Here is a 20348-nt window from a genome sequence, read left to right as displayed (position 1 = left end):
GATGGTAAACCTCCTCAGGGACCTCGCCATGGCCGACAAACTACTCGTAATTGAGCACGACGCCGATACCGGTGGCGGTATTGCCCGGTATTACCGCAAAAAAGGTTGGCAGGTCGAAGTCGCAACCAGTGTCGAAAAAGCGCGGCATTACCTGCTTGAAGACGAACTCAATCCCCATGTAATTATCGCGGATTTAGGACTGCCCGACGGCAATATCCTCGATTACCTGGAGGAATTGCACCAGCAAATCGACTACAGCGAGTGGGTATTTGCCATCGCAGCCGATGGCGATACCGATATGGAACGCATCGATGAGCTGGCCTACGATTTTCTGGAAAAACCCTTTGATCAAAGGCGCCTGGACAAGGTGCTCAAGCGCGCCCTGCGTGCTTCCCAGACAACCCGTCGCCTGCAGAGCTACTCCGCAGCCGATACCAAACGCTATCAACTCGATGCCTATGTGGGCAACAGCGAAGCGGTGCGAACATTGAAAGACATGTTGCGGCGGCTGGCCGAGGTGCCGATCAGCACCATGATCATTACCGGGGAAACCGGCACCGGCAAGGGACTGGCGGCACGCATCATCCATCACACGGGCCTGCGCAAAAACGGCCCGCTGGTGGAACTCAATTGCGCCGCCCTGCCAAGGGATTTGATAGAGTCAGAGTTGTTCGGCCACGAAGCCGGCGCTTTTACCGGGGCCAAAAGCCGCCACCGCGGGCTGCTGGAACAGGCCGACGGCGGTACCTTGTTTTTGGATGAAATCGGTGACATGGATATCGATTTGCAGACTAAACTGTTAAAGGCTATCGAAGACAGGCGGCTGCGTCGGCTGGGGAGCGAACGCGAAATCACCGTGGACGCACAGATCATCGCCGCCACCGGTATCAATCTGGAGCAGGCAGCCGCTGAGGGCAGGTTCCGCGAGGACCTCTATCACCGCTTGAGTGTCTTTTGCGTAACCCTGCCGCCGTTGCGGGAGCGCAAGGACGACCTGGTTGAAATGCTGCCGAGCATTGTGGCGGAATACAATGCCAAAGCCAATAAACATGTGGAAATAGTACCGGACGAGGTATGGGAGAAACTGCTGAGTTACGGTTGGCCAGGCAATGTGCGCGAATTGCGCAATGTTATCGAGCGCTGCGTGCTACTGTCATCGGGCGAGGAATTTCCGATCAGATGGCTGCAACTGGAGGAAAATTGTACACCCGGGTCCGCGAAAGCTATGGGCGCCGGTGCATCCCGCGACACCATTACCATCCAGTTGGACGGCAGCATGTCACTGGACGCAATGGACAGCCATATCATTCAAACCGCACTGCAACTCAACAGCTACAACATCGCAGAAACCGCCAGGGTGCTGGGTACTACGCGGGAGACGCTGCGCTACCGTATCCAGAAATACGATTTGCAGACCTCCTGACAATCACTAACAGCACCCCTTTCTGGTCGCCTGCGACAACCTATATTACGCCGATATTATTTTCTTACTATTGCTGCAACGTGCACATTTCTGCGTTGTTCAGTGGCAACCGTAGCGGCTAAAACATGCCAGCCGGCATGGGGTCGTATAGAATGTAGCCGGCGTCAAAACCTCAATCCTCTTGACCGGTACCTTGACTCGATGTTCGGACCACCGGATAAACAAACATAAAGAATTGAAAGATTTACAATATGCATAGTAAAAACATTACTTATTACCAAGTTCAATTGGAGTACGCACTGGGGGTTCCCTTTATCGATGGCAACCGATTGAAAGCCCTGCAAAACGGAGCTGAGATCTTCCCGGCCATGCTGGCGGCAATTGCACAGGCGCAAGACAGCGTAGACTTTGAAACTTTTGTTTACTGGCAGGGCGACATAGCCCGGCGCTTCGCGGATGCCTTGGCTGCGAAAGCCCGCGAGGGTAAAACCGTGCGGGTACTGCTGGACGCTTTTGGGGCAAAAACGATATCCGTAACCCTGGTAGAGAAAATGCAAAGCGCGGGTGTCGAAGTGCGTTGGTTTCGCCCGCTCGCCACCTGGCGTTTGTGGCGCAACGACAAACGCACGCATCGCAAAATTCTCGTTATCGACGACCGCATCGGCTTCACCGGCGGCGTGGGTATTGCCGAAGAGTGGGAGGGAAATGCCAGTAACCCAAGTGAATGGCGAGAGACGCATTTCAAGCTGGATGGCCCGGCGGTTCGGGGATTGAAATCCGCCTTTCTCGACAACTGGAACGAAGCGGGCGACTGGACCTGGGACGGGCAACGCACGCCGACACCGGCGCACCCCGACGGCGAGCCCGTGCAGATTGTGCGCGCCTCCTCGACTATCGGGTGGACCGAAATGGCTTCCCTGCTGCGCGCGCTGGTGTCGGTGAGCCGGCAATCCCTGACGATAGTAACGGCTTATTTCGTACCCGACGCGAAGTTGGTCGACATACTCTGTGCTGCCGCACAACGGGGCGTGGAGGTACGCCTGCTGTTGCCCGGCAAGTACATCGACAAGCGGCTTCCGCAGCTCGCCGGGCAGCTCAGTTTCGAGCGTCTGCTCGCCGGTGGCGTCAAGATATGGATTTACCAGCGCACCATGCTGCATGCGAAACTGATGACGGTCGACGGCACCCTGGCTTGTGTGGGATCGGCTAATCTGAATCACCGCTCCCTGGGTAAGGATGAAGAGTGCTGCGCTGTTGTTTTATCGCCCGCGTTAGCCGCCGAGCTGGAAAGTGATTTCATTGCCGATTGCAGCCACGCCGAGCAACTAACGCTCGCTGCATGGAAAGGCCGCAGCACCTGGCTGCGCGCCAAGGAGCGCCTTGCTCGCCTGTTGATCGAGCAACTCTGAGAGGCCGGTGCCAAATCCGGCACTCATCCAATACTGCGGGCCTCGGCTGCGGGCTTCACTTCTTGGCTATAATCCAAACGGCATGTACAATGCCGGGAATATAACCCAGCAGCGTCAATAGTATATTCAACCAGAACGCGCCACCGATACCGACTTGCAGAAACACGCCTAAGGGTGGCAGCAAAATCGCCACCAATACGCGAATAAAATCCATAATGCCTCCTCAATAACACGCTGTCGTGCCAATCACACCTGACAAACCACGCCATTTAAGCGGCACAACAGGAGCGGTCTCACTTACCCGAGTCCGCGCCGCAAGGTGGATTCACTTCCTGGTTTTTATCTGGGCCCGCAATTTATCCTGGCACTCTCCGACCTCGTCGTAAGCGTTCACCAGCACGGCACGGCAGTCGACAGCGGGCTCTTCGTCCAGGGCGGCAATAATGGCTTTCAACGTATTCTCTTCAACTTCGTATAACTGTTGGATGTAGGCATACTCTGAATCGGGGACCACCAGCGCGAGAATGTTGGTGTACAGTTTGCGTGTCTCAAGGACAAAAGAATTCCCTTCTTCCGGCGCCCCTTTTTCAGCTTCGATGTAGGGCTGAAACCTTTCTATGATCTGCCGGCGCTTATTTGCCGTGAATTCAAACAAGGTTGCGAGCGCGGGATCGTTGACCTTGTCCCGCGCCTGGGTGTAAAAATCTACACCGCTATTCAGCGCCTTAACAATGTCACTGATATGGCTTTTCTCGCTTGCACCTACATCTTCCATAAAATAGCCCCCTAGCGCTCGGCTAACCCTGGGGGACCATCGAGGGCATGGCTTGCGAAGAAACCATTTCGATGTTCCCCAGGCAGCATAACCCGGCTGCCGGTTGCGGCTGCCGGGCTGCTGTACTCGCCTCGAGCATCACTTGCCGCTTAACAGTTCTCACCGGTAACATCTTCACACGCATCTTCGACTGCATTGCCGGCATCCTTGACTGCATCACCAGCATCGTCCAGGGCGCGATCTATTTTCTCGCCAGCTTCTTCAGCGGGTCCCTCCTCACAGCCGACTACCCCTATTGCCAGGGTGAGTATAATAAACAGTGAATAAAAGTATTTCATAAGACTTTCCTTTTATAAGTTGAACATTTTACAAAATTGAAAACTCTACTACATTGAACTCGAGTGCCGTGACACTCGCGCCCAAAGGCGCCGGGACGGCCTGAAGCCAACCCCACTGAACAAATCACCAAACTACAGAACCGGCTAACGGGACACGGCTTTCAGTCGGTTATTGACTTCGCTAACACCTTCCACAGGCTACCTGGCCATCATAAGACAATTACAGGCAGTTAACATTTACAAGGGCCGCTTGTAACTTAACATAGGCCTCTGCCGATAGTTAGCTAAATATACTTTGGAGGCAGGGCCTGCCGCCCAAGCTCTTTACAACGGCGGACGCCGGCCCTTTACCAGGTGCATAACCAAAGTGATTACTAACAACACCAAAAAGACAAAGAACAAAATTTCTGCAATACCGGCGGCCGTACCCGCCAAACCGCCAAAACCCAAAACTGCGGCTATCAGTGCAATCACAAAAAATATCACTGCCCATCTCAACATAACCCTTCTCCTCGTGCGTCATTTGAACTCTCGACCACCCCGGCAACAACCAGGGTGTATTCGCCCGTTGAGGCCCCAGGCAACTCTCCGTATCACTCGACTCGATAGTAAATCAGAGAGGCCTCGTCATCTGGCTAGTCGTAACTGACAGCCTCATTGCCAGGGTTAAAGCAGGAAGTATGCCAAAGAGTTACATCGACCAAACAACAGACGTCGAAACCCGCGCCCGACCTTTGGAATAAACGGTTGCGAACCCAGAGAAGTTTTTACAGTGTCAAACTATGCACAGTCATAGCGCCATCCGAAGGCAACCACGTTCCTTGCGTTCGGGGGTGGGGTTGGCACCTGCTAAGGGGGTTGGCACCTGCCAAGGTGGTTCTCACCACCCAACCGGGCCTTTTCCCCCAGTGCCCCCGCCCGGGGTCTATATAGGGTAACCGGAAAACGTGAACTTTCTTGCGCACTGGTGCAATATGCAGACTCCACTCACCAGGGGAGACTACCGGCGATGCTAAACCGCCTGGCAAAGTTCTGGGATAGCCTGCAAGGCAGCTACTGGTTTATTCCGAGCCTGATGGCTGTCGGAGCCTTTCTCCTGGCCCATGTGCTGACGGCGAATAACCAGTATTTACAAAACACCTATGCGCAGTATCTCCAATGGCTTTATCTATCCAAACCGGAAGGTGCCCGTATTCTATTGTCGACAATCGCCGGGTCGATGATTACGGTCGCCGGCGTCACCTTCTCCATCACCATTGCCTCTGTCGCCTACGCCACCACCCAGTACGGGCCACGCCTGCTGACAAATTTTATGGAAGACCGCGGCAACCAGTTTACACTGGGAACCTTTATCGCCACTTTCCTCTACTGCCTGTTGGTACTGCGCACTATTGCCAACGCCGACGTACCGACTTTGCAGCCGGGCGACGCGGGGGTAACCGGGGCTTTTGTGCCGCATATCGCCGTGGCATTCGGCGTACTGTTGGGGATCGCCAGCATCTGCGTATTGATTTACTTCATTCATCATGTACCGGCATCAATTCACGCCTCCAACGTTATCGCGGATATCGGGGCATCGCTGATCGACAGAATAAAAGTTATCTACCCCAACAGCCTGCAGCCGGCGGCAGACACGCAGGAGTCCACCGACTACGCAGAGTTGGTTGTAGACAAAATCGATATACAAGCCAGCCAAAGCATAGAATCCAGCGGCAATGGCTATTTACAGTTTCTCGACCTCGACTACCTTCACAACATAGCCTGTGATATCGACGGCACCATTGTAGTCAACTGCCGGCCGGGGGATTACCTCAGTCAAAGCAGTTGCCTCGGTTGGACAATCACACCGGATGCCGCCAACACACTGGCGGCGCCAGACCTGGACAAAGCATTTATCATCGGCACCAAACGCACGCCTGCGCAGGACATTCTTTTTCTCTCCAACGAACTGGTGGAAATCGCGGTGCGGGCCTTGTCGCCGGGTATCAACGACCCGTTTACGGCAATGGATTGCATGGACTGGCTGAGTAGCGCCTGTCGCTGTCTCGCGACACGCCGGGTCGATAAACCGGATTATCTGGACGAAGACGGCACACTGCGCCTGCTGTACCGGCAGGTCGACTTCACGGAGTTTACCCAAACCACGTACACACGCCTCAGTGCTTACGCCGCCACCGATCGCAATGCCGCCTTGCACTTTCTCACCACGATCGGGCGGGTTGTCATCTCCTGCCCATTACAATCGCAGCGCCAGACGCTACTGTCACTGTTGACGCCAATGTTGGAACGCGCGAAACAACAACACTGTGAGGGCGACGTAAAGGAGCTACAAAGACGCAAGGCCATATTGGAGGGCATCGCCGCCAGCCCCATGCTTGTGAACCGGCACCTGTTACGTGAACACTGGTTGGCCGGGGGAACCTAATTCATAATCTGCTGCGTGACAACTCCGCTCTCCCCCTCCATTCTCGGAAAACGCTCCCCCATACTTGCCGACCACAGTAGCATAGGCCATCGATAGTCCCTTCCCCACTTCCTTACTTGAGCACGAACGCATCCAGGACCTATATCACTTCAAGAGTAATACCATGATCGAGGTGTGTAATATCTGCAACAGTTGACTGCAAGGAAGGACTGTTGAAATCCACCATAGTCCAGTGCATATCCACCGCTGTTGCCATCGACATCGGCACGGTAGTACCTAGACAGGTATCCGTATGGATGGCACGCAAAATGCAGTTCTCCTGCTACCCGCAGGAAGTTGCGAGTTAGAATCCAAACCGGGTGGGACATTGGTGGACATGGTCAAAATCCAGTCCACCCAGGCCGGGCACATATACTTGTGAGAATCAGGTATCAACGCAGCCGGCGGTATACGGATTATTCGGAGACAACAAAATGACGACAGCAGCTCACGCAACAGCACTGCACCATAACCAGGGAGTTCCCCAAACCAAGAGCCGGACATAGCAAACTGGAAAAACACCTCAATTCACTGAAACAAACCGATAAGAGTTCTCGGCAAACGACTACGGACGGCATTATCCACACCTGGGACAAGACACAAAAAATCCTGCCGCGACAAACCCAGTTTAAAAAACCTGGATCACTACCCAAAGCTTTTTCAGGAGTTTTTTCAATGCCGATAAAGAGCATATTGATTCACTTGGACGACAGCGAGGCGTGTGACGGTCGCCTGAAGATCGCTGCTGTTTTAGCACAGCGGTTCGGGTCTCTGTTAAAAGGTTTGTATATCGAGCCGCCCCCGCCCCAAACGAGTAGCCTTAAACTGCAGTCCCCTGAAACTGCGGATATGCCTCAGGAACCAGAGGCCTTACCTATCAGCAAATACTATATTACCGAGGAAAAATCGCGCATTCAGGCACGACTCGAGCACCATATCCGTACTCTAAAACCCCTACCGCCCTGGGAAAGCAGCAGTGGCCCTCTCAGTCAGGCCCTGGCACAAAACAGCTGTTATCACGATTTGATCATCCTCAGCCGCACCGTCACGCAGGGTAATCTGCTGGACGACATGTTTCTGGCCGCCGCCAACACCGCAGTCAACAGCGCTTGCGCAGTGCTGATGCTACCTGACGACTACACGGCAACCGAGCCCTGTTCACATCCACTGATAGCCCACGACGGCAGTCGCGAGGCCGCGCGGGCATTGCGCGACTCTCTGCCGTTTTTACAAACCGCCGGGCAAATCGATGTGTTCTCGGGCAAGACGACAACAGCAACGGCGGAGTTCCGCCAACGAGCCGACAGCGGCCTCCTCAACTACCTGCGCCTGCACGATGTTGAACCGACCCTGATCAGGGAGCAACGCGCAGGGCCGGATATCAGTGAAGTACTACTGACCCACGCCAAGGAAAGGCAAAACGACCTGATTGTAATGGGCGCCTACGGTCGCTCGCGCCTGGCGGAGCTGGTCATGGGCGGCGCGACCCGCAATATACTGAAAAACGCGCCAGTGCCCGTTCTATTGTCGCACTGACACCTTATCAGTTAAGGTAGTGCAACCTGGCCGTCGTCCGGTACTGACGGCCACCGCCCATTCCGGTGCTCTATGGCGGCCCCATATCGGGACGCCAGGCTACGACCTCATTTGCGGTGATCCGTTGCCGGCCGGAAATCGACAACAGTCAGGGAAAAGTAAACAGCGTGAAATCCAAGTTAAGCACCCTCTTTTTGGTTATTATCTGTCTGGTGGGACTGTCGGCCCCGTTAGCGGCAAACGAGAACCAAGCTGCCGATGCCGCCCAAATCGAACCGGAAGTCATCGAGCAGATTGCCGTTATTATCGATGAGATATCCAGTCTCAAGACCGAAATAGCCCGTCTCGACAAGTCGCTTGCAGCCACCAAGCTGGAAGCAGAGATCGAATCCCTTGCAGCGCAGCGACAGAACGTACTCGAGCAGCTCAAAAAACAGCAGAACGCGCTCGAGCAAATCGCCACCGGGGCTGTCGACTTATCCCTGTTCAGGAAAGCACCGGTCAATGATTTCAACTGGCAAACCGAGGTCAAGGAGATTCTCAGGCCAATTCTTTTCGAGTTGAAGAAGCTGACTGAAAAACCGCGCCAGATTGAAAGTCTGCGCAGCCGGGAAACATCGCTGCAAACGCGCATAGAAGCTGCCACTATCGCCATTGAGGAGATAGGCATATTGATAGCCGCAGTCGAGGTCGAGGATACGAAAAAAGCGCTGGCGCCGCTGTTGACAAGCTGGCAGGAGCGGCGCGAGGACCTCGAGCGCGAATTGAACCTGGTGCGCTTCCAACTCAATGAAAAACTGGACAACAGCGAGGCCAAAGGCACGGTTATCGCCAGGGCGTTGAAGGAGTTTTTTACCGGACACGGCTTGAATCTGTTTCTGGCGATCATCGCTTTTATCATCACCTTTGCCGTGCTGAGGTACTCGAGTCATCTGGTGAAACGCTGGATCAAGCGGGGCCAAGACGCCGAAAGTCGGCTTTTCTCGCGCCTGGCCCATGTGATCTTTCAGGTATTTACCGTCGTCGCCGCTACTTTTGCCTTGCTGGCGACACTTTATACACTGGGTGACTGGCTGATCCTGACACTGCTGTTGATCTTCCTGGTCGCGGTGGCTTTCACTTTGAGAAACTCGCTGCCGCGGTACGTGGACGAAGTAAGGCTTCTGTTAAATATCGGTCCGGCGCGCGAGGGAGAACGCGTGATCTACAATGGCCTGCCCTGGCGAATATCACGGCTGAATATTTACTCCGTGCTGATCAACCCTGTATTGACAGGCGGGCGGCTGCGCTTACCCATGCGGGTGATGAACACACTGATCTCGCGGCGCTGGTCGCGGGAAGAACCCTGGTTCCCCACCAAAGCCGGCGATTACCTGATCCTGGCGGATGATACCTTTGGGAAGGTCGCCATGCAAACCCCGGAGTTCGTTCAGCTGAAGCTGTTCGGCGGTGCGATAAAGACCTACCCGACTCTGGATTTCCTGGCCCAAACCCCGCGTAACTTATCCGGCGGCTTCAGCCTGTTTGTCACGTTTGGCCTGGATTACTCACTGCAGGAGAAAATCACCACTGATGTGTTGACCGCCATGCAGCGCAACATCCGCCAGGCAGTCGAGACAAGCCGCTACGGCGAACACCTGGGTGAGCTGCGGGTGGAGTTCAAGGAAGCCGGCGCCTCCTCACTGGATTTGATGATTATCGCCGCTTTTGACGGTGCGGCAGCGGCAGATTATATACCGCTCGAACGTTTTATCCAGCGCGCTGCGGTGGACGCGTGTAATAAAAACGCCTGGACCATTCCCTTTACCCAACTCACTGTCCATATGCAGCCGGATGATTACACACAAAACTCGAGCCCCGCCACTGCCGAGGCGTCGGACCAACCTGCTCAGCCTAAATCCGGCCATTAGTATATTCGAGCCAGCCTGTTATCCCCCATAGTCTGGCTCGATACTTGCTGCTCCTTCCTTACAGAGCCCCTCTCAGAGAGCTTATCAACCAACGGTATGCTAACAGAGATGCCCTGCTTTACGCTTAGGCGGCTCTGTTAAACACCAGGGTAGTGTAAAAAGGATAAATGCAGCTATGAAAGAAAAAAAAACTGAAAGTCGCTCAATCGGTTCCATGATAGGGACAGCGGTAATTGTCGTTGTTTTATTATTTATTATTTACGGGTTGGCAACCGACCTTCCGAATACCGCCGGCATTTTTGTTTGTTGCGGTTGAAAAGGCTCCAGGCGCTTCCCGCGCCTGCTTTAATGACTGGCAATATATTTGCCTTTGTTCCTGCCTGAGAATCTCACCAGGTATTGAGTGGCCGCTGCTGTGGCGCTATCAACATAGACCGGCTACTGCTCTACCGCCACCAGATCTTCCTCAAGTAAACGCTTGCTGACAATATCGATAACCGAGCGCGACAATTCACCAATATCATCCGGTTCGTAGGTCTGGGAGACTGCCGTCCACACCAGGCGATCAGCGGTATTTTCATGCAGCGTGGTTTCGACCACATAGTAGGCGCGCTCCTCCCAATAGGCAGGATTGCGGGTTACCTGCCGGCCGGCACTCCAATAAGAATAATAATGCGCAGTCGAGTTGTAGTAATCGTAGATCGGATCATGTGGATGCACATTACTGTAAGCGGCATAAGGTGTGGGGGGACGATAAACGTGATCATGATCGATAGCGATCAATTTGAATATCAGGATACCGTCTGCGTTGGCATTGAGCAATTTGTCTTCCAGTTCTTCGTAGGAGTAATCCCGAGCAGACTCTATGACATTGTGCCCCTCAACAGCCTCTACGCCGCCGGCGCGCAGGGCCGCCACTGCGCTCTGCTCGAAGCGGCGGTTATCGGCCTCCGTTTCAAACAACGCCAACACGGCGATCTTCCGCATCGGCGGCTTCGCAAACGTCGGGTCCTGCCAGTTCGACTTGATGCTGGTCGGCGCGGCACAGGCGCCGAGAAACGCAGCAAGCAGTGCGCCAATGAAGACAATACAACCGATTCTGTAAATTCTACCAAACATATCCGTTCCTCCTTCAGGCAAATATCAATAACTGTGACATCAGCTGGACCTCGGTAGGCCCCTTGGCAGTGCTGGAGCAATAGCTATGCCAAAGATTGACAGTTGCGGCTTCAACCCGAGCGCTCATATCACGCCCGGGACCACCGGCGATCCGTGGTGGTTTTGCCCCTCATCGGTTGAAATCGACCGGCATTTGCGAGTATTGACGGTGCCGGTACGAAACATGCGGCGGTATGAATTGTGCGGCGGTATGAATTGTGCGGCGGTATGAATTGTGCAAAAGCCTCGGTAACATTGGCAAAGCCCCACAATCAGGAGGCAATTTATGAAAGACCCCATCTTGCAGTCAAAACCTGAGGAAGTCGAAACCCACAGCGGCGTTGCCCGCGAGGATCGCCGGGACCTCGCCGGCTATCTTTCCGAAGCGCTGGCGGATACCTACTTGCTCTATGTCAAAACCCAGGGTTTTCACTGGAATGTGGTGGGCCCACTATTTTACAGCCTGCATAAACTCACCGAAGAGCAATACGAAGATATGGCCGAGGCTATCGACACCCTCGCCGAGCGGATTCGCGCCATCGGCTTTCCCGCCCCGAGCAGCTTTCACCAGTTTAAACTGGTGGCCTCGGTCGAGGAGGAAACCGGAATGCCCACCGCCGAGCAAATGATCCAGCAGTTGGTTGACGGCAATGAGATATGCAGCCGCAAACTGCGCAAGGCGGTCTCCGAGGCCGATCGGGTGGGCGACGTGAAAACGGCCGACCTGCTGACTGAACGCATTGGTCAACATGAAGAAAATGCCTGGATGCTGCGGGCACTGCTGGCGTAGCGGAGGCTATTGAATCGGTGCATCGGTGGCGCTCTGCGGCGCCACCATGGTGGTCTCCGGCTCCAGTTTTTCCTGGAACTTTTCAACCTGGCCCAGGACCTTGTCAGTTTTCATTTCATAGTGGGCCAGGTGGAATAACGCCTCCCCCTCGTGGACCAGCGGCAGGTAGGTGCGTCCGATAACGATACCGTCGGCCTGCGCCACCACCTCGTACTCGCTCACCCCCAGCGGGTCAGCGATCACCCCCAGGACACTGCCTTTCTCGGCTTTGGCACCGAGCGGCACCAGCGCGCGCAAGATGCCGCTGTGGGGCGCCCTGACCCAGGTGGTATTGGTTGAAACCACCGGTTTACGCACCGCTGTGGCCGTTTTCAGCCGGGGCAGCATACCAATTTCCCGCATAATGTTAACGACGCCCCGGACGCCGGCGCGAATACAAATTTCATCAAAGCGCAACGCCTCCCCCGCTTCGTAGAGCAGGATTGGAATACCGGCGTCACTGCAAGCCTGGCGCAGGGAGCCGTCGCGGATTTTAGAGTCGATAATCACGGGGACACCAAAGGCGTGAGCCAGCGTTCTCACCGCCTCGGTGCTAAGATCCGCCCGCACCTGGGGCAGATTACTGCGATGCCTCGCACCGGTATGCAGATCAATACCGTGAGTACATTTTTTGACGATTTCTCTAAAGAAAGTATTGGCAATGCGGCCCGCGAGTGATCCTTTACTGCCCCCCGGAAAAGTACGGTTGAGGTCGCGCCCATCCGGCAAATAGCGTGAATGACTCAGAAAACCGTGCACATTGACCACCGGGATAGCGACCAGGGTACCCTTGATACTCTTTAGCTGCCTGCGTTTGAGCACGCGCCGAATGATATCGACCCCGTTGATTTCATCGCCGTGGATAGCCGCAGAGATAAACAGCACCGGCCCGGCCTGCTTGCCGCAGATAACATGAACTGTCATCTGTACATCGTTGTGGGTGTACATCGCCGCCAGCGGCAGATCGATGGTTTTGTACTCACCAGGCCGGACCGTCACACCGGCTATTTCGATCGGGGTATTTTTGCTCGGCATAACTCAGCCCTTGCCGCGGGTGCGGGTCTTGTTGGGTTTCGCATTGGTTTCGATAAATTGAATAATCGCCCCGGCAACATCTTTGCCGGTGGCACTCTCAATCCCCTCCAAGCCCGGGGACGAATTGACCTCCATCACCAGCGGCCCCCGCTCGGCACGCAGCAGGTCCACACCCGCCACATGCAACCCCATGGTCTGCGCAGCCGTCACCGCCGTGCGGCGCTCCAGCGGTGTGAGTTTAGTCAGCTCCGCCGTTCCCCCCCGGTGCAGGTTCGAGCGAAACTCACCCGCCTGGGCCGTTCTCTGCATCGCCGCCACCACCCGGTTACCGATCACCAGACAACGCACATCGCTGCCGCCGGCCTCTTTGATAAATTCCTGCACCAGAATGTCTGCCTTCAGCTCACGAAAGGCGTCGATCACGCTCTCTGCCGCCTTCGCCGTCTCCGCCAGAATCACCCCGCGCCCCTGGGTGCCGGCCAACAGTTTTACCACCAGCGGCGCACCGCCGGCCAGTTTGATCAGATGTTTGGTATTGTTGATATCGTGGGCAAAGCTGGTGTTGGGCATGCCCACATTTTTGCGTGACAGCAGTTGATGGGCGCGCAGTTTGTCGCGCGAGCGTCCGAGCGCCACCGACTCCGTCAAACAGTAGACGCCCATCATTTCGAACTGACGGATAACGGCCAGTCCGTAGTTGGTAATCGAGGCGCCAATACGCGGGATTACCGCATCATAGCCGACCAGCTTCTCCTCACCGTACCACACCACCGGTTTGGTCGAGGTGATGTCCATATAACACTTCAAGGTATCGACCACCCGGACCTCGTGATCGCGCTGCTTGGCAGCCTCGACCAGACGGCGGGTGGAATACAGTTTTCTATTGCGTGACAATATCGCTATTTTCATAATGGTTTTCCTTTAAATTCAGTGAACAGTCGGCGCTTCGATACGAAAAGGTCTGTGCAAAGACTACGCCGGCGCAACGTGCAAACCAGTGCGGCAGCACCTAATATCGACCATGCTCGTCCCTGTCGACCAGGGTAATGGGGAACGGTGCCGAAGCGGCACCGGTGTACAAGCTCACATGGGGAAAAGGTATTTCGATACCGGCATCGTCAAAGGCCTGTTTTACCTGTTCCTGGATGCTGTTTCTCAAAGCCAGCCAGTTTTCCCGTGTAGTCCAGACGGAAAACTGGATATCGATTGAGGAGTTGCCAAACCCCTTCAGGATAAACAGCGGCTTGGGCTCCTCCAGGCACAAAAGGTTTCTTTCCGCGACCTGTAACAACACCTCCCGGGCCTTGGCAATGTCCGATTTATAGGCGATGCCGACCAGTAAATCAAAACGGCGAATCGGGTATTTGGTCAGAGTGGTCACCTCCGACTTGATCATGGTTTCGTTGGGAATCCGCACATAGAGATTATCGAAGGTGCGCAGCTTGACCGACAGTAAATCCACCGACAACACCTCTCCGGTGGTGGTGCCGACCTGGATGATGTCACCGATGGAAAAGCTGCGCTCACCCAACACAAACAGGCCGGAAATCAGGTTCGAGGCCGATGTCTGGGAAGCAAACCCCAGCGCCACCGACAGAATCCCGGCCGCACCCAGCAAGACACTCAGCTTAAACCCCAACTGGTGAAAACCGCTGATCAGAAACAGCGAGAACAGCAGCCAGAAAATACCGCGCCCGACCAGCGCCAGGGCGTGGTGCGACAAACGCTCCAGCAACAGGTAGCGGGCCAGCTTGCTGCCCAGCCGGGCGGCAAAAAAACCGGCCACCACCAGAATCAGGGCACGCAGAACGTTGCTCCAATCCCAGGCACTTTTGAGCACTTCTATCTGTTCCATGGCAAGTCTCTATACGCTTTCATACAAGTTTGATCTATGCCAGCAGTAAATTGATGGCTTTGTCCAACACACCTTTACCGCTACCTTTACGGGGTTCGGCAAGCTGTGTTTTTTCCTCCTCCCGCTTGAGATGATCCGGGTCGATATCGATCTTGGCGCGGCTCAAGTCCGCCTCCACCGTCACCCGCACGGGGGATGTCCAATACTCGCCATTGACCACATAGAGGGTCAGAAACGGCACCGGCAGGTTCACCCGTTCCAGCACCAGCTTAACGTCGCTTTTATTGTGGATCATTACCGGCGTCACCGCTTTGAACGGTACCGGCTCCAGCAGCGCCGCGTCGAGCCGCGCGCGGGTGGTGCTGGCATAGCATACTTCGCCCTCGTAGGTGTTGGGCCCAAACCAGGTATCAGACAGTTGTGCTGCCGGCAGCTCCACCAACTGTTGTTCTGCCACCCATATGGAAATCCATAGTGTCGTGCTGATATAAATGACCGCGGTGTTATCGGGCAACACTTCCAACACATCGGTGGGTCTCGATACGATAGGGCGATCAGCGAGCCTGAGCCGGGTGCTGAGCTTACCGTCGGTGGTACTGGTCACCAGCCTGGAGATTTTGGGCGCGCCGTAGGTCGCCAGGCGCTCCTGCGCGGGCGCACTGCCATAGGTATATTCGACCCGCCACTCGTGGTTGTGGCGCTGCACCTGCGCAAACAGCGACCCGAACACCAGGCAGTGACAATCGCCCACTTGCACGGCTTGTTCCGTTACCACTGTATTGTCCGAAAACGAATAGCTCACACCATTAATCCTTCACCAAACCGCTTTTGTGCACAAAGCACCCAATCATACCCATACCACACCTACACCACACCTACACCACACCTACACCACACCTACACCACACCTACACCTACACCACACCTGCGAGCCTGCGACCAACCTACCGGCGCCGCAAGCCGCTGCTCGAGTCGACTATAGCGCCGCCGGCCCAAATTACAATCAACTCTACTAAAATCGACCCTACCGGGAAGCTATTTGAAACGCACCCCTTGTGGGACGGCTCGCCCCTGTTTTAAGCTTGCCCGTCTAACCTACGCCAGCCCGCGGTGTAACCCCGGCAGCAATGAGGATCACCATCTAGTGGATGAAGCAAAACAGCTCTACAGCGCACTGGCCGACTACCTACCGGTTCTGGCCGTTACCGCGGCGGTGACCGGCATCCTGTGGATGCTGCATCTGCTGTTGTTTCGCCGCGGCGCGCAATTGGGAACCGAGAAGCGCCTGCCGCGCCAAGTGGTTATGCTGCTGCTCACCGGCATCGGTGTGGTGATGGTTATTCTGGCCCTGCCAACCTCCGACGCCACCCGCGGCCAATTGCTGAGTCTGCTGGGGCTGTTGCTGAGTGCGATCATCGCGCTGTCCTCCACTACGTTCGTCTCCAATGCCATGGCCGGCATCATGCTGCGCTCGGTGGGCAGTTTCCACCCCGGCGATTTTGTCCGCGTCGGCGACCACTTGGGGCGGGTTACCGAGCGCGGCCTGTTCCACACGGAGATCCAGACCGAGGATCGCGACCTGACCACCCTGCCCAATCTGTTTCTGGTATCGCAGCCGGTCACCGTCGTGCACGCTTCGGGCACGATTGTCTCGACCCAGTTGTCACTCGGCTACGACATTCCGCGCACCCAGATCGAGCCTCTGTTGATTGAGGCCGCCGGGCAGGCCGGGCTCACCGAGCCGTTTGTGCAGGTGATGGAACTCGGTGACTACTCGGTGGTGTATCGCATCGCCGGTTTTCTCGTCGAGGTCAAACACCTGCTGACCACCCGCTCTAATCTCTGCAAACAAGTGCTGGACACGCTGCACCAAAACGGCATAGAAATCGTGTCACCGACCTTTATGAACCAGCGCGTGCTGCCCGAGGGGGCCAGCATCATACCCCGGCGGCCGCACCTGTTTGAAACCCGGCAGAGCGACGCCGGGCAAACGGTGCCGGAAGCGTTGATTTTCGATAAGGCCGATAAAGCCGGCAAACTCGAGGAACTGCGCATCCTGAAGGAGGCCTTACTGGTCGAAATCAAAACGCTCGAGGCGCAGCTTGGTCAGGCCGATGAGGCCGAGCGCGCAAGCCTGACAAAGAAACTGAACCGCCATAGAAAACGCGTCAAGGGTATCTCGAGCCGCCTTGAAAACGGGGCAAAAAAGGACTGACACAGCACTTGTCTCCCGTACTACTCCGCCCGTCATCATCCCCCGATGGCGGGGTCGAAGCATAACCTCCGCTAGCCCTGCGGCAACATCCCCGACAACAGGGTCGCGATACCGAGAAACGACATAAAGCCGGCAATATCGGTAACCGTGGTCAATACAATTGAGGAAGACTGCGCCGGGTCCTGTCCCAGTTTTTTCAGCAAAATCGGCACCAGTGCACCGGCGGAGCCGGCAATCACCAGAGATACCACCATCGACAGGGCGATCACCAGCGCCAGACCCAGCGACTGACTCCAAACCCACACCCCCACGGCGCAGGTCAGGGCGATGGCCACGCCGTTGATAAAGCCGGTACTCATTTCTTTCAACAATATTCTCAGCCAACTGCGGGTGGTTATTTCCCGCAGCGTCAGACCGCGCATGGTCACCGCCAGCGCCTGGGCACCGGCATTGCCGGACTGACCGGCGGCTACCGGCAGCAAAATGGCCAGCGCCGTAAACTGCGCGATAAGCCCTTCAAATGCACCCACAACGGCGGCCGCCGCAAAGGCCGTAAGCAAGTTGATTTGCAGCCACGGCAAGCGTTTGCGCACGGAGAACAGGCTGCTCGACAGCGCTTTTTCATCCTTGCTGGCACCCACCATCGTCTGCATATTGGTGACCAGCTCTTCTTTGATATCCTGGTACAGGGCCGCGGTTTTTATGACTCCCACCAGGTTGTCATCGCTGTCGAGCACCGGTACGGCATCGGTTTTCGCCGCCTCGAGTCTCTCCACCACCTCGTCTTTAGGGTCCAGTGTATGCACGGTCAACAGCATGGGCAGTGCCAGGTGCGACAGACGCTGGGTTTTGTCGGTCAACGCCAACCGGTTCCCGGCCAGGCGCCCGGTCAGGCGGGCATTGTCGTCGAGTAAAAACAGGTGGTCGGTATCGGTGCGACCGGCGGCCTTTAGCTGCCTGATCGCCTCTTCGACGGTGATATTTTCGTTTAACGCCATCACCCGCGTTTGCATCAGGCGGCCGGCGGTATCCTCCGGAAACGTCAACAACTCGCGCATTTCCCTGGCAATATCGGCGTGGGCGCAGGCGAGAATCTGTGCCTGGCGGGCCTCGTCGAGACGCCCCAGCAGGGCGACGCCAAGATTGGCGTCGAGCACGGCGAGCAACTCGGCGACAACCTTATCCGGCATTTTTCCAAGAATCTGGTCGGCGGCACCGGGGCTCAGAAACACCCACACGGCTTTGCCGCTGGGCACAGGGTGCTGCTGGAAGATACTGGCCGCCTCTGCAGCGGGGATCTTTTCCATATAGCGCGCCGCTTTTTGCGGATAGTTGAGCAAGAACGCCTCGCTCAACACGCCGGCTGTCGACGTTAAACGCTCGCTGGTGGTGGTCATGGTCAGAGCCTCGCCTCGTCATCCGTAAAGGTGTCGAATACCTGTGCCAGACTGTCGCCGTAGGCCTGATACAGCTCGGTCGCCAGACTGGCAGGCGCCGCCGCACTCACCCGTCGTTCGAACGCCAGCACCCTGCGCAATACGTGGTGATAGAGTTCACCAATCAGTTCGCCGGATCGGTTGATGACCGGCACCCAGTCCCGTTGTTGCCAGAGCGGGCTTTTTAACGCCGACGCCAGACCGGTGCGGCTGCGCATGGCCGCCGTGTCTTCGACCAGCAATGACGCCAGCGCCTGCTGCGGGTGAGCCTGCAGCAGGCTCATAAACGACAGGGTGCCGCGCAATTGGCGATTGCGCGATACGACATAGAGGCGACTGGCATCGATCTGGCGATCTTTCTTTTTCAAATCGATCAGGCACTCGGCGACACTGCCCTCGCCGGATACCATCAGCAAGCGGGTCTCCAGCCATGCCCCAACCTCTTCAGGGGAGTAATTCAGCAACAGACTACAGGCGGCCTTGAATTTCACCGGCAGGCGCTCCAGCACCTGTTGTTTTGCGGTTTTATCCATGGCCCTCAAAATTGCGCTGGCCCCGGAGTGGCTCAGGCGTGTCAGCATATCCACGGCGGTGGCGACCTTCATCTGCTCCAGGGCGCCGGCCGCGGCCGGCGGCAGCATATGCTGCAGGGCCCGCCAGGCATCGGGCGCGGGGGCGCGGGCGAGAAACGTCGCCGCATCGGCGCCGGGCTGCAGTTCCAGCAGGCGGGCCGCAGCCTCGGGTTCGGTTTTTAAAAAAGCAAACGCAAATTGTATCTCGTCGGTGTTCATGGGGCTGGCTCCAACAGCGGGTGGCGGTTAACCGGAGGTATCCGATGCCGAGTGGTCGTTGATCACGACGACCCGCTCTTGAAATTTCGACGCCGGCACCGTCGCTCTGCCCTCGCCCGTATCCAGCACCACAGTGGTCGCCGTGATATCCACAATCACGCCGCTGACCTGGGCGACTTTTACCGTATCGCCGACCCGGTATTGTTTGCGCAGTTGCTGCGCGCCGATCACATTGGCCACCAGTTGCCTGGCACCGAGCCCGAACGCCAGCGAGAAACCCGCCAACAGAACCCCCAGCACTACCGCCAGCAGTTGAGTGAGAAACTGGATATCGATACCCAGTTGCTGAACGCCGATCACCAGCGCGGTAAACACCACGCCCACCTGCACGGCGGCACCCACCAGCCCGGCCTCCAGCATGCCGGCCGAGGCGGCCGCGGCAGTCGCGATCGATTTGCCGATCCGACTCAGCCAGTAGCCCGCCAGCATAATCAGCAACCCGGTGAGGAGCTTGGGCAGATAGGCGACGACATCGGTCACCAGTCTGGAAAACACGGTGATGCCGAGGGCACTGGCGCCGGCAGCAATAAAAAACAGCATCACCAGCCAAAATATCACCCGGCCGCCGATGGCGATCTGCACCGGCGTCAGGCTGTCGCGCGGCTGTGCCGAGGCCGGCAGCCAGCGCCCGACCAGTGACGCCATCACCGCCAGCAGGCTGCGGGCCCCGCGGGCGGCGACAAGCGCGACTATCCAGCCCGCCAGCAACAGCAGGACGGCACTCAGCAATTGTGGAAGGATATCGGCCAGTTGCCGGGCCAGTTGCTGGTAGGTGTCGGCCAGAGCCCCCTGCCAGTTGCTCAGAATATTATCGTTATCCATGGTTTCACTGCCGTTGAATCGATTTTTGTGTCCTTGGCAACACGGTTACCGCTAACATTTAGGGACAACCGCCAAAAAAGCAAGTCTGTTGTTGAAATGGGTTGTTGAAATGGGTTGTTGAAATGGATTGTCGATATGGATCGTTGAAATGCATTGTCGATATGGATCGTTGAAATGGATCGTTGAAATCAATCTGCATTCGGCCACTGCGACTTCGGCCCGGTAAATAGGACCCGTGGCGCCTGAATACACCCTGGCACTTGAATAGACGGTGTGATTCCTTATATGGTCA

General features: G+C 56.3%; 21 protein-coding genes. 9 read left to right on the top strand and 12 right to left on the bottom strand.

The genetic code is table 11. The annotated features are described in order from the left end of the window. Window positions 1-28 precede the first annotated feature (28 nt). Window positions 29-1423, top strand: a complete 1395-nt coding sequence (locus FKG94_RS12370; RefSeq protein WP_142904645.1) for a sigma-54-dependent transcriptional regulator — start codon at window positions 29-31, stop codon at window positions 1421-1423. Between the two features lie 251 nt (window positions 1424-1674). Further along, complete coding sequence (locus tag FKG94_RS12365) at window positions 1675-2832, top strand: phospholipase D-like domain-containing protein (protein WP_142904644.1); 1158 nt, start codon at window positions 1675-1677, stop codon at window positions 2830-2832. A gap of 55 nt (window positions 2833-2887) precedes the next feature. On the opposite strand, the gene FKG94_RS12360 is transcribed toward FKG94_RS12365, so the two are convergent. The 4 genes from FKG94_RS12360 to FKG94_RS12345 form a co-directional block, all read right to left on the bottom strand. Continuing rightward, a complete protein-coding gene (locus tag FKG94_RS12360; RefSeq protein ID WP_142904643.1) occupies window positions 2888-3046 on the bottom strand; it encodes a YqaE/Pmp3 family membrane protein in 159 nt (52 codons plus the stop codon). Between the two features lie 111 nt (window positions 3047-3157). Further along, window positions 3158-3607, bottom strand: coding sequence for a PA2169 family four-helix-bundle protein (locus FKG94_RS12355; RefSeq protein WP_142904642.1), 450 nt, complete (start codon window positions 3605-3607; stop codon window positions 3158-3160). 149 nt (window positions 3608-3756) lie between these two features. Further along, window positions 3757-3945 carry a hypothetical protein gene (locus FKG94_RS12350; RefSeq protein WP_142904641.1) on the bottom strand — a complete coding sequence of 63 codons (189 nt, stop codon included), beginning with the start codon at window positions 3943-3945 and terminating at the stop codon, window positions 3757-3759. Between the two features lie 324 nt (window positions 3946-4269). Continuing rightward, window positions 4270-4446 carry a DUF1328 domain-containing protein gene (locus tag FKG94_RS12345; RefSeq protein WP_142904640.1) on the bottom strand — a complete coding sequence of 59 codons (177 nt, stop codon included), beginning with the start codon at window positions 4444-4446 and terminating at the stop codon, window positions 4270-4272. 508 nt (window positions 4447-4954) lie between these two features. Here FKG94_RS12345 and FKG94_RS12340 point away from each other — a divergent pair. The 4 genes from FKG94_RS12340 (at window position 4955) to FKG94_RS28740 (ending at window position 10171) form a co-directional block, all read left to right on the top strand. Next, the gene (locus FKG94_RS12340; protein WP_142904639.1) at window positions 4955-6370 is read left to right on the top strand and encodes a DUF2254 domain-containing protein; all 1416 of its coding nucleotides are present in this window, start codon (window positions 4955-4957) and stop codon (window positions 6368-6370) included. Window positions 6371-7258: 888 nt separating this feature from the next. Beyond that, window positions 7259-7945, top strand: coding sequence for a universal stress protein (locus tag FKG94_RS12335; RefSeq protein WP_179957618.1), 687 nt, complete (start codon window positions 7259-7261; stop codon window positions 7943-7945). Between the two features lie 167 nt (window positions 7946-8112). Beyond that, the gene (locus FKG94_RS12330; RefSeq protein ID WP_142904637.1) at window positions 8113-9855 is read left to right on the top strand and encodes a mechanosensitive ion channel family protein; all 1743 of its coding nucleotides are present in this window, start codon (window positions 8113-8115) and stop codon (window positions 9853-9855) included. Window positions 9856-10030: 175 nt separating this feature from the next. After that, window positions 10031-10171 (top strand): hypothetical protein, encoded by a 141-nt coding sequence (locus FKG94_RS28740; protein ID WP_179957617.1) that lies wholly within the window; start codon window positions 10031-10033, stop codon window positions 10169-10171. A gap of 122 nt (window positions 10172-10293) precedes the next feature. Here the strand turns inward: FKG94_RS28740 and FKG94_RS12325 are convergent, their stop codons facing one another. Continuing rightward, the gene (locus tag FKG94_RS12325; RefSeq protein WP_142904636.1) at window positions 10294-10974 is read right to left on the bottom strand and encodes a hypothetical protein; all 681 of its coding nucleotides are present in this window, start codon (window positions 10972-10974) and stop codon (window positions 10294-10296) included. Window positions 10975-11059: 85 nt separating this feature from the next. Here FKG94_RS12325 and FKG94_RS12320 point away from each other — a divergent pair, with 85 nt between their 5' ends. Both FKG94_RS12320 and FKG94_RS12315 read left to right on the top strand, forming a co-directional pair. Then, window positions 11060-11245, top strand: coding sequence for a hypothetical protein (locus tag FKG94_RS12320; protein ID WP_142904635.1), 186 nt, complete (start codon window positions 11060-11062; stop codon window positions 11243-11245). 54 nt (window positions 11246-11299) lie between these two features. Then, complete coding sequence (locus FKG94_RS12315; RefSeq protein WP_142904634.1) at window positions 11300-11803, top strand: Dps family protein; 504 nt, start codon at window positions 11300-11302, stop codon at window positions 11801-11803. Between the two features lie 6 nt (window positions 11804-11809). Here FKG94_RS12315 and FKG94_RS12310 read toward each other — a convergent pair whose 3' ends face one another. The 4 genes from FKG94_RS12310 to FKG94_RS12295 form a co-directional block, all read right to left on the bottom strand. After that, a complete protein-coding gene (locus FKG94_RS12310; RefSeq protein ID WP_142904633.1) occupies window positions 11810-12877 on the bottom strand; it encodes a succinylglutamate desuccinylase/aspartoacylase family protein in 1068 nt (355 codons plus the stop codon). Window positions 12878-12880: 3 nt separating this feature from the next. Then, entirely contained in the window at window positions 12881-13786 is a 906-nt protein-coding gene (gene rimK, locus FKG94_RS12305; protein WP_142904632.1) for a 30S ribosomal protein S6--L-glutamate ligase, read from the bottom strand. Window positions 13787-13886: 100 nt separating this feature from the next. Beyond that, a complete protein-coding gene (locus tag FKG94_RS12300; protein WP_142904631.1) occupies window positions 13887-14732 on the bottom strand; it encodes a mechanosensitive ion channel family protein in 846 nt (281 codons plus the stop codon). Between the two features lie 34 nt (window positions 14733-14766). Beyond that, a complete protein-coding gene (locus FKG94_RS12295) occupies window positions 14767-15534 on the bottom strand; it encodes a hypothetical protein (protein WP_142904630.1) in 768 nt (255 codons plus the stop codon). 342 nt (window positions 15535-15876) lie between these two features. Between FKG94_RS12295 and FKG94_RS12290 the strand changes: the two genes are divergently transcribed. After that, the gene (locus tag FKG94_RS12290) at window positions 15877-16947 is read left to right on the top strand and encodes a mechanosensitive ion channel family protein (RefSeq protein ID WP_142904629.1); all 1071 of its coding nucleotides are present in this window, start codon (window positions 15877-15879) and stop codon (window positions 16945-16947) included. Window positions 16948-17018: 71 nt separating this feature from the next. On the opposite strand, the gene FKG94_RS12285 is transcribed toward FKG94_RS12290, so the two are convergent. From FKG94_RS12285 to FKG94_RS12275, 3 genes are read right to left on the bottom strand one after another with little or no spacing between them, the layout of a single operon-like run. Then, entirely contained in the window at window positions 17019-18344 is a 1326-nt protein-coding gene (locus tag FKG94_RS12285; protein ID WP_142904628.1) for a magnesium transporter, read from the bottom strand. 2 nt (window positions 18345-18346) lie between these two features. Next, the gene (locus tag FKG94_RS12280) at window positions 18347-19174 is read right to left on the bottom strand and encodes a magnesium transporter MgtE N-terminal domain-containing protein (RefSeq protein ID WP_142904627.1); all 828 of its coding nucleotides are present in this window, start codon (window positions 19172-19174) and stop codon (window positions 18347-18349) included. A 27-nt stretch (window positions 19175-19201) separates the two neighbouring features. After that, window positions 19202-20056 (bottom strand): mechanosensitive ion channel family protein, encoded by an 855-nt coding sequence (locus FKG94_RS12275; RefSeq protein ID WP_142904626.1) that lies wholly within the window; start codon window positions 20054-20056, stop codon window positions 19202-19204. Window positions 20057-20348 lie beyond the last annotated feature (292 nt).

The organism is Exilibacterium tricleocarpae, from assembly GCF_007004655.1.
Lineage (GTDB): Bacteria > Pseudomonadota > Gammaproteobacteria > Pseudomonadales > Cellvibrionaceae > Exilibacterium > Exilibacterium tricleocarpae.
The sequence above is the reverse complement of the archived record's forward strand: the minus strand, read 5'-3'. Positions and strand labels throughout refer to the sequence as shown.